The 10,366-nt window shown below is 52.9% G+C and carries 7 protein-coding genes; 4 read left to right on the top strand and 3 right to left on the bottom strand.

What is annotated here, in order from left to right; genetic code table 11:
* Nucleotides 1–564: protein-disulfide reductase DsbD domain-containing protein (locus R3177_RS09530; protein WP_318970805.1), on the bottom strand; the 564-nt coding region annotated here is incomplete at its 3' end.
* A gap of 218 nt (nucleotides 565–782) precedes the next feature.
* On the opposite strand from R3177_RS09530, the gene R3177_RS09525 reads away from it, so the two are divergent.
* The 3 genes from R3177_RS09525 (at nucleotide 783) to msrA (ending at nucleotide 5,678) form a co-directional block, all read left to right on the top strand.
* Nucleotides 783–3,005 (top strand): TonB-dependent receptor, encoded by a 2,223-nt coding sequence (locus R3177_RS09525; RefSeq protein ID WP_318970804.1) that lies wholly within the window; start codon nucleotides 783–785, stop codon nucleotides 3,003–3,005.
* A gap of 178 nt (nucleotides 3,006–3,183) precedes the next feature.
* Nucleotides 3,184–4,263: a low-specificity L-threonine aldolase gene (gene ltaE / locus R3177_RS09520; protein ID WP_318970803.1), complete on the top strand. Its 1,080-nt coding sequence runs from the start codon at nucleotides 3,184–3,186 to the stop codon at nucleotides 4,261–4,263.
* Nucleotides 4,264–4,352: 89 nt separating this feature from the next.
* On the top strand, nucleotides 4,353–5,678 hold the full coding sequence (gene msrA / locus R3177_RS09515; RefSeq protein WP_318970802.1) for a peptide-methionine (S)-S-oxide reductase MsrA: 1,326 nt from the start codon (nucleotides 4,353–4,355) through the stop codon (nucleotides 5,676–5,678).
* Here msrA and R3177_RS09510 read toward each other — a convergent pair.
* On the bottom strand, nucleotides 5,675–7,024 hold the full coding sequence (locus R3177_RS09510) for a mechanosensitive ion channel domain-containing protein (RefSeq protein WP_318970801.1): 1,350 nt from the start codon (nucleotides 7,022–7,024) through the stop codon (nucleotides 5,675–5,677). The genes msrA and R3177_RS09510 overlap by 4 nt on opposite strands.
* A 94-nt stretch (nucleotides 7,025–7,118) precedes the next feature.
* Nucleotides 7,119–9,749 carry a phosphoenolpyruvate carboxylase gene (ppc, locus tag R3177_RS09505; protein WP_318970800.1) on the bottom strand — a complete coding sequence of 877 codons (2,631 nt, stop codon included), beginning with the start codon at nucleotides 9,747–9,749 and terminating at the stop codon, nucleotides 7,119–7,121.
* A 254-nt stretch (nucleotides 9,750–10,003) separates the two neighbouring features.
* Between ppc and R3177_RS09500 the strand changes: the two genes are divergently transcribed.
* Nucleotides 10,004–10,366, top strand: a 363-nt coding sequence (locus R3177_RS09500) for a VC0807 family protein (RefSeq protein WP_318970799.1), incomplete at its 3' end; no start/stop codon positions are given.

The following is a 10,366-nucleotide window of genomic DNA, read 5'->3' as shown; positions in this document are numbered from 1 at the left end:
GGTTTTCAGCGGCTGAGCTGCCCGGGCTTTTGCAAACAATGGCTGCTGGCTTTGCGCCAGTTCGCTCTGGCTGGCCACGGCCACGGTTAATTCAAAGCTGGCATCGGCCGGAATACAAATTTCCTCACAGACCAGCCAGTCAACATCGGCCCTGATGACCAGAGGGCCGGCGGCATAGTCTGCCGGCACGCTCAGCTCTGACAATAACAGCGTTTGCCCGCTAAACCCATAATTCACCAGGGGCGGTATCACAAAAGCCCGGGGGGTAGGCCACTGAATAGCGCCAGCCTGCACACCTTCGGGCAACTGCCAGCTAATGCTGGTAGGCAAACCGGAATCACCAGGGTTTTGCCAGTAAGTATGCCAGCCGGGATCGGGTTCAAAGTGCAGCAGTACCGAAAATCGCTGCCCCGGGCTGACAGTCTGGTATTCTGAGATCAGTTCAGCTCTGATATGCTTTGCCTGCTGCCAGCCGCTGCTACTGGCATTGACCGCACCACTCAACGCCATACTGCTTAGTATCAGTGGCAACCAGACTGTCAGCCATCTGCTTAATTGTGACATGTGTATCCCCCGGTACCTGCGCGACATTACTACGCTACTTCAGTTCAGCAAAATGTTCAAAATAACTGCGATAAATACGGTTTTAATACGCCAAATGCAGCAAAACTTACGACAGAATGCTATATTAGCCGGGCACTATTCTGTGGTTAGCCGTGGTCACTCCGGCTGGCCTTTACCCCACCCCAGTGATGATATAAAGGTTGAACTTAATGAAAGGCATGAAAAAGTCTGCTCTGAATCTGGCGATTTTCGCCGGTATATTTGGTGTTGTCAGCGTTGCCGCGACAGCGCAAACCCAGCAAACTGACAGCGAGCAACAAGACAATAAGCTGGAAACCATTACCGTCACCGCCCAGAAACGTAGCCAGAGCATTCAGGAAGTGCCGATCTCGGTAGCCACCATCAGCCAGGAACGGTTAGATGCGATTTTTTCCGGCGGTGATGATATTACCGCACTGGCGGTTAAAGTGCCGGGCTTATATGCTGAAAGCTCAAACGGCCGGGCGGCACCGCGCTTTTATATCCGCGGTCTGGGTAATACCGATTTTGACCTGGCGGCATCACAACCAGTATCCATCATTATGGATGAAGTGGTGATGGAAAACGTTATTTTAAAAAGTTTTCCGTTATTCGATATGCAGGCAGTTGAAGTCATCCGCGGCCCGCAAGGCACGCTATTCGGTCGCAATACCACTGCCGGTATTATTAAGTTTGACAGCGTTAAGCCCCGCCAGGAATTCGATGCCTACTTTAAAACCAGCATAGGCTCGTTGGGTATGTTAAATGTCGAAGGCGCCATTGGCGGTGGCTTAACTGACGAGTTATCAGCCCGACTGTCATTAATGTCGAACCATCGCGACGACTGGGTTAGCAACAGCTTTACCGGCGAACAAGATGTGATGGGCGGCTACGATGAAAAAGCCGGCCGGCTGCAGTTTTTATATGAAGGCGACGGTTTTGATGCCTTACTGAACCTGCATGCCCGCGACTATGACGGTACTTCAACCTTGTTTCGGGCTAATATTTTAAGCCCGGGCAGCAATGAGCTGAATGACAACTATGACCGCGACACGGTGGCATATAACGACGGGCGCAATAACCCGCAAAGCTATGACGCCTGGGGTGGCTCGTTAAAACTGGATTTTGCGCTGCAGGATATGACATTGACCAGCATTTCAGCGGTTGAGAAAGCCGATGGTGGTGGTATTGGTGATATTGATGGCGGCAACCCGACCGGCCCTGGTTTTATTCCGTTTCAGGCGGTTACTGAAGATCAGCTGCGTGACTTAAAGCAGGTGACCCAGGAAATCCGGCTGGCCAGTGATACAGACAATGCGCTTAGCTGGCAGACCGGGGCGTTTTATTTTGATTCCAGCTTTTCGGTAAACAGCATTGACGGTTATTTTGGGGCAACTGAAGTATTTCATGGCAACACCAGCTGGGCCCTGTTTGGTCAGAGCTCGTATAAGGTCGATGACAAACTGGATATCACTGCCGGTATCCGCTACACCGACGACGAAAAAACATTTTATGTCGGTGAGCAAAACGTCAATGGTTTTGCACTGGTAACCGGTGATGCAACTATTCAACAGTATGACCCAATTAAAGTGTCTGACGATAATATCAGCTGGGAGCTCAGTACTAACTACCGCTTAACCCGCACCACCAGCCTGTTTGCCCGGGTGGCTGAAGGTTTCCGGGCCCAGTCTATTCAGGGGCGTGATGTTGCCTTTGAAGCTCCGCCATCGGTAGCCGATGCCGAAACCATTACCTCGTTTGAAGTGGGTGCCAAGTCCGATTTACTCGACAACACCCTGCGCTTAAACGGTGCCTTGTTTTACTACACCATAGACGATATTCAGCTGTCGGCGATTGGCGGCGAAACCCAGGGTAACCAGTTAATCAATGCTGATGAGGGCGTAGGTTACGGGTTTGAGATCGACTTTGACTGGCGGGCAACCCCGTACTTCACGCTGGGCGGTGGTTTCAGTTATAACAAAACCGAGCTTAATGATGATAACCTGACCGTTGCACCTTGCGGTTCTGGCATGTGTACCGTGCTGGATCCGGTAAACAGCAATGGCCAGGCGTTTATTGACGGCAATCCGTTCCCACAGGCACCGGAAACTATTCTGACCCTGAATGGCCGCTACGACTTCCCGGTTGAAAGCGGTGAAATTTACGTTTATGCCGATTACCAGTTGCAGGGCAAAACAAACCTGTTCCTGTATGAGTCAGTTGAATTCAGGACCGACAACAATTTTGAAGCGGGTCTGCGGGTAGCGTACCTTAACTATGCGCACAACTATGAAGTGGGCTTCTTCGGTCGCAACATTACCGACGAACATAACCTGAAAGGTGCCATCGACTTTAATAACCTGACTGGCTTTGTTAACGAGCCACGGGTATTAGGCATCGACTTCAGAATTAACTTCTACTAGGGTTGTTACCGGCACAAAGCCGGTTTTATCAGCAAAAACCGTCTGGCTAAATCCAGGCGGTTTTTTATTTCCCGGCCAGTATGCGTTTTAGCGTATAGCGCTTGCTTTTTACCCTGCTGGCGTTTTAGCCTGCCATTACACATTCTGACTGCCTGAACTTATTAAGCAGAAACTTTCTATGGCCGATTTTCGCAGTGATACCGTAACAAAGCCCAGCGTCGCTATGCGCCAGGCAATGCATGATGCCGAACTGGGCGACGATGTGTTTAACGACGACCCGACTACGCTGGAGCTGCAGCGCTACGCCGCTGAGCTGCTGGGGTTTGAAGCGGCATTGTTTGCCCCCAGCGGCACCCAGACCAACTTAATTGCCATGATGAGCCATTGCCAGCGCGGTGATGAGGCCATTGTGGGCCAGCAGTGGCATACCTATAAGTGGGAAGCAGGCGGCATGGCAGTACTCGGCTCGATTCAGCCGCAACCGCTTGAGCTACAAAGTGATGGTACCCTGGCGCTTAGCGATATTGCCGGTGCTATTAAACCTGACGATCCGCATTTTGCCCGCACCCGGTTAATCGTTATTGAAAATACCGTCGGTGGTAAAGTACTGCCGCTAAGCTATATGCGCGATGTCGCTGCGCTGGCCAAAGAGCAGGGTTTACTGTGTCATATCGACGGCGCCCGCCTGATGAATGCCGCCGTTGCGCTGGCCAGCGAGCACAAGCTGAGCCCTGAGCAAATGGCCCGCGAGCTTTGCCGGGGCTATGATTCGGTATCGCTGTGTTTATCCAAGGGGCTGGGTTGTCCGGTCGGGTCATTGCTGCTCGGTTCCAACCTGTTTATTCAGCAGGCAAAGCGGATCAGAAAGATGCTGGGCGGGGGCATGCGCCAGACAGGGGTGCTGACCGCTGCCGGTCTGTACGCTCTGAAAAATAACATCAGCCGGCTGGCTGATGATCATGCCAATGCCCGCTATCTGGCAGATGGCCTGACCCAGCTGGCCAGTCAGATACCGGCGCTGCAGCCGCTGATGGTGATCGCGCCGCAGACCAATATCGTATTTACTGACATTGTACCGGCACTGGCTGAACGCTTACTGCCTTATCTGGCTGAGCGCGGCGTTAAAGTCACCGCCAGCCGCTATCAGGCAACACAGGGCGCATTTATGCGCCTGCGCTGGGTATGTCATCTGGATATCAGCCGCAGCCAGATCACACAAACGCTGGCTCTGATCCGCCAGTTTGCCAGCCAGACATAGCGGCCACAGGCGAAAAATCGGAAACACTGAAAGCCTGCGGCCAGTGTGCCGGTCTGTTTAATTAACCAGAGCAACCGCAGGATGATGTGATGAAATACCTGAGTTTTTGTGTCGCTTTACTCGTCTTTTTACTGGTGTTTTCGGTGCTGAATACCCCGGCGCAAGAACAGCGAGCGGTAAGTGCGGTGACGCCACAGCAACTGACCGCTGACATGCCGCTGACCGCTCAGCTGGACAGCATAGTGCTGGGCTCAGGCTGTTTCTGGGGCGCCGAGATGCGTTATGAAAAATTACCCGGGGTAGTGGATGCCGTATCCGGCTATGCAGATGGCCGGGGTGTGGCCCCCACCTATCAGGCCATTACCCAACGCAGCAACAAAATGAACCCCGACAACCACGCAGAGGTCGTCAAAGTGACGTTTAATCCGCAGCAAATCAGTCTGCAAGCCTTGCTGCAACATTACTTTGAAAGTCATGATCCAACCCAGCTTAATCGCCAGGGCAATGATGTTGGCACCCAGTATCGCTCCATTATTCTGACTAACAGCACTGCGCAGGCAGCGGTGGCCCAGCAGGTAGTCAAACAGTATCAGCCACTACTGACCGCAGCCGGATACGGCCAGATTGTCACCCAGCTAAAACCGCTAACGACCTTTTTCCCGGCTGAGGAGTATCATCAGGATTATATTGCCAAAAATCCAAACGGTTACTGCCCGGATCATGCTACCGGGGTACGCTTTAACCGCGATAAAAATGTAACACCCACCATGGCGGATAACAGCGCGCTGTTAACTGGTAAACATATCGTGGTGATAGACTCAGAGAATTACTGCCCTTACTGCGAAAAGTTTAAAGCCGAGGTGGCCAGTGATTATCGGGGCGATATTCCACTGCATTTCCGCTTTGCCAGCCAGCTGCAGGGGTTAGCTATCAGCAGCCCCACCTGGGCAACCCCGACCATTATCCTGCTGGAAGATGGCAAGCAGGTATTCGCTCATCAGGGTTTTCTTAACGCAGACGAATTTTATTTATTGCTCGGCAAATTTAAACTGGGCGACAGTGAAGCTTTTGATGTGGCGTTTGACAAAGCCACTGATCAGCGATTTTGCAAGGAATATCAGATTTTTAAAAACACGCCAGATGGTATTTTCATTGATAAATTAAGTGGCGCTGCGCTGTTTGATACCCGCGACCGCTTTGACTCAGGCACCGGCTGGCTGTCTTTCACCAAGCCGGTAGCCGGTGCTGTCATCGAAAAGCCCGATAACCGCTATGGCATGCGCCGCACTGAAATCCGGGCCAAAGTCTCGGGTATTCATTTAGGCCATGTGTTTGCCGATGGCCCGAATGGCCAGCGCCGCTATTGTATTAACGCCACTGTACTCGACTTTGTGCCTAGACCGGCTGCCGGTTAATCCCGCTTTTTGCCGGCCGTTTTATCGCTGACTGCCGGCAGCAGGTTTTCCTCTGCTGACTGGCGTAACTCGTCGTTGAACTGCTCTTCTATACTGTGATCTGTACTGATATCCACTGCCGGCTCGGCATGAACAGCCACTGCAGGCATGTGCTTCGGCTTCGGCTTAGGCTTTTCTCTTTGATGCGGATCTGTCTGCGCCATATTAACCCGATAAATCGGCTCTGGCATCTCAATGCCGGCTTCGTCAAAGGCTGTTTTCACCAATCGTATTGCTTCACTACGGGCTTTTAGAAAGTCGGTTTCGCGCTGATCAATCCAGCCGAGGATCCGGATATTAACCGTACTGTCGCCGAGCTCCAGCACCAGCACCCGCGGCCTCGGCTCAGCCAAGATGCCCGGCATTGCCTGCAAGGTACTAATAGCGAGTTGCCGCACCAGCAGTAAATCCAACTCGACTGACACCCCGACAGTAAACTCAAACCGGCGCATTGGGTTACGACTGAAGTTTGTCATCGGTGAGGTAATAATCTGACTGTTCGGAATCCGGACATGGTTACCGTCCAGCGTCATCAGCACAGTATCGCGGGACGTGAGCAGCATAACCTTGCCGGTCATGCCATCGGTTTCAATCAAATCGCCGATAGCAAAAGGATTACGGGTACTGAGTAACACACCCGCCAGATAGTTTTCAACAATATTGCGAAAAGCAAAGCCCAGCGCAATACCAATAACCCCGGCGACTCCCAGCACAGCGCTGACCAGTGCAGTGGCATCCAGTAATTCCAACGCAATCAGGATACCAATAGCAGTCACCAGTAACCGGATAAAACGCATTCCGAGATTGGTGGTAAGCTCAGACAACCCAAAGCGGCGCAATAACACATTACGTTTTGCCAGCCAGCTGCCCGCCATGGCGAACAATACCACTGCCAATATTGCCACCAGCAGTAAGGGTAACATTTGCACTGTGGTACCGAGCATTTCCCGGAATTTTTCCGCAGCAGGCGCTAAACGCGAGCGAACCGCCAGCTGCTCCTGCAGCTGGTTCTGTACATGCACTACCCCTTCCAGCCGGTTGGCGATAGCTGCCACCTCATTTTTCAGCTGGGCATTGGCGACCTCGCCCTGCAGGGTAATCACCCCGGCTGTCACACTGATCTCTACCCCTTCCAGACCACTGATAGCGCCGGTGATATTACTCAGCCGCTCTGCAATTGCTTTATCCTCTGGTGCGTTCACCACCTTTATTTCGCTGGCAAGCTGCTCACTGTCGGCCTGTTGCGCCAGCACGCTGCCGCAACTCCCCAGCCATAGTAGCCCTGCCAGCACTAACCCTTGGCGCATTATCCCTCCGGCTGCATATCAGTTATCGGTTAAGATCTAACTATAGCAGCCTGACTGAGACTGTGGCGAACCAGCCGCCAATCAGTACCGCCCTTTAACCTGAATTGCGCATGCCGGCAGCAATGCCGGCAATACTGACCATCAGTGCCCGGCTAATCATCGGATTGACCCGCTCGGGCTGATGCCGCACCCGGTGCAGCAGCTCAGCCTGCAGAATATGCAGCGGATCAACATAGGTGTTACGCAGCATAATTGATTCGCGGATCCAGCTCTCTTTGGCCATTAACGTATCGCTGTGAATAAGCTTAAGCAGCAGGTCACGGTCTGCTGTCAGCTGGGTCCGCAGTTGCTGGCCCAGAGGCTGTAATTCGTCCGGTACCAAAACCTTGTCGTAGTAGGCCGCTATGTCACAGTCGGCTTTTAAAAACACCATTTCCAGCATCGACAGCCGGGTGGCGAAAAATGGCCACTGCTGTTGCATTTCATCCAGCAAAGCGGTGTTATCCTGCTCCACCACTTTGGCCAGCGCTGCGCCGGCGCCCAGCCAGGCCGGTAACATTAAGCGGTTTTGCGACCAGGCAAATTGCCAGGGAATCGCCCGCAGGCTCTCAACACCGCCAGTGGGGTTACGTTTCGCCGGCCGGCTGCCAAGCGGCAACTGACCCAGCTCCTGTTCAGGGGTAGCCGCGCGAAAATAGCCAACAAAATCTGTGTTATGACGCACTACGGCCCGGTACGCTTCGCAGGAGTCATCAGCCAGCTGCTGCATAAGCTCACGCCAGCGCTGTTTTGGCACCGGTGGTGGTAACAGCAAGCCTTCCAGTACGGCACTGGCATACAACGCCAGACTGCGCTCGGCAAGTTTTGGCAAACCAAATTTGAAGCGGATCATCTCGCCCTGTTCGGTTACCCGCAAGCCACCAGCCAGTGACCCCGGCGGCTGTGATAAAATCGCGGCATGGGCCGGACCGCCGCCGCGGCCAATCGTACCACCACGCCCGTGAAACAAAGTCAGTTGCACTTTAGCCTGCTGGCAAATCGCCACCAGCGCTTCCTGAGCGCTGTACTGTGCCCAGGCAGCGGCTAACACACCGGCATCTTTGGCCGAGTCAGAGTAGCCTATCATTACTTCCTGCCGGCCATTGATATAACCACGGTACCAGTCGATGCTCAGCAACTTCTGCATACACTGTGGCGCATTTTGTAAATCGCTGAGGGTTTCGAATAACGGTGCTACCGGCATCGGGAAACTGATACCGGCTTCTTTTAGCAATAACTGTACTGCCAGCACGTCAGACGGTTTACCGGCCATTGAGATCACATAAGTACTGAGCGCTTCACTACCATGGCGTGCCACAATATCGCAGGTATCCAGCACCTCCTGCACGTCGGCAGAAGGCTGCCAGTTTTTCGGGAATAACGGCCTGCGGTTAGCCAGCTCAGTCAGTAAAAACGCCTGGCGGGCACTTTCATCCCAGGCGCTGTAATCGCCAAGCCCCAGATGCTGGGTAAGCTCGGCAAACACCTGGGCATGGCGGCCGGCATCCTGGCGGATATCCAGTTTTAACAGCGTTAAACCAAAGGCATAAGCACGGCGGATGGTATCGAGCAAGCGGCCATTGGCGATCACGGCCATGCCAGAGTCGAGTAAGGACTGATAACAAAGCATCAATGGCTCAAGCAGTTGCTGATTATGCCAGATTAAATCCTGTGGCCGTTGCAATCTGTCATGTTTCAGGGCCTCAGTCAGCCAGTCACGGCTGCGTAGCAGGCCGGTTTGCAACTGATTCAGCACCACCCGGTACGGCTCACTGGCATCCCCGGCTGCTTCGCGCAGCGCATCATTGGCCTGATACATCGACAATTCATTGCTTAACATATCTAAATCGGCAATAAATAGATCGGCCGCTTTCCAGCGGCTTAACAGCAATACCTGCCGGGTCACTTTGGCGGTGACAAAAGGGTTTCCGTCCCGATCGCCGCCCATCCACGATGAAAACTTCACCGGCGCAGCATCCGGTGCCAGGCCAGTACCGGTAGCACTTAGCAGTTTCTGGTCCAGCTCCCGTAAAAAGTCAGGAATCGCCTGCCATAATGAACTTTCAATTACCGCAAAGCCCGATTTGGCCTCATCAACCGGGGTAGGCCGCTGCTCACGAATTTCATTGGTATGCCAGGCCTGGGCGATCAGTTCGCTTAACCTCAGCTCAACTTTTTGCTGGCGTGCCGCTGTTAATTCCTGCTCCAGCTCGGTTAAACAGCCAGCAATTTCTGTCAGCTTATGAATAAGGGTGCGCCGCGATACTTCGGTCGGGTGCGCAGTCAGCACCAGCTCAATCGATAAATTGGCCACCGCTTGTTTTACTTTGCCGTTATCGAGCTTTTTTTCCTCCAGCAGGCTGAACAGCTCCTGCAGGGGCTCGGGCTTTTCAATAGTAGCGTGACCTATCCGGCTGATGGTGTGATGCTGCTCAGCTAAGTTAGCCAGGTTTAAAAACTGGGCAAACGCCCGGGCGACCGGCAATAATTCATCGTCGCTCAGGCTTCGCAGTACCTGTTTCAGCTTGTCGGCCTGCAGCTCTTCGCCCTGGCGCGCGGCTTTGGAGAGCATGCGGATTTGTTCTACCCGTTCAAGTACGGCATCGCCCAGTTGCTGCCGGATAGTCTCGCCCAGTTGGGTGCCCAGCAAGCCAACATTGGTTTTCAGTGCAGCGTAATGGTCCATTTCAGTATCTCTGTTTTGCTAATCTGATTGATTAAGTATGACGAATAACTCCACCCTAGCCTGTTATCAACTGGTACTCAACTATGATAGGTTACAAAAGCAGCAACGCAATTGGTAAGACCAAATTACCATATATAATCTCAGTGAGCCCCTGCTCAGACAAACATGCTGGCTGACATTAGCCGTATTGGCTTAAATAACTGGCCGCCAGCATGCTATAGTGCGGTATCATTTTTTAATCGGTAAACTGCCCGATGAATACACCAGCACATACCCCAACCCGCCCGGCCAAACCAAGAAAGACCGGCTTTTTCAGTAATATGATTTTTAATATTGCGATACCGGCCATTATTCTCAGCCGCTTTAGCGGCGAAGATGCCCTTGGCCCGGTATGGGGCGTAGTAGTGGCGCTGGCTTTTCCGCTGCTGTTTGGCTTATGGGAGCTGAAGCTGTCAGGCAAGGTCAACTTTTACTCGATTCTTGGTATTATCAGTGTGCTGCTGACCGGCGGCATCAGCTTATTGCAGCTCGACCCGGCTTATATTGCCATTAAAGAAGCGATGATCCCGGCACTTATTGGCATTATTGTGCTGATAAGCCAGTACACGCCCTACCCG

This window comes from Arsukibacterium sp. (genome assembly GCF_033722355.1).
Classification (GTDB): domain Bacteria; phylum Pseudomonadota; class Gammaproteobacteria; order Enterobacterales; family Alteromonadaceae; genus Alishewanella.
This window is presented reverse-complemented; position numbering and strand designations above follow the sequence as displayed.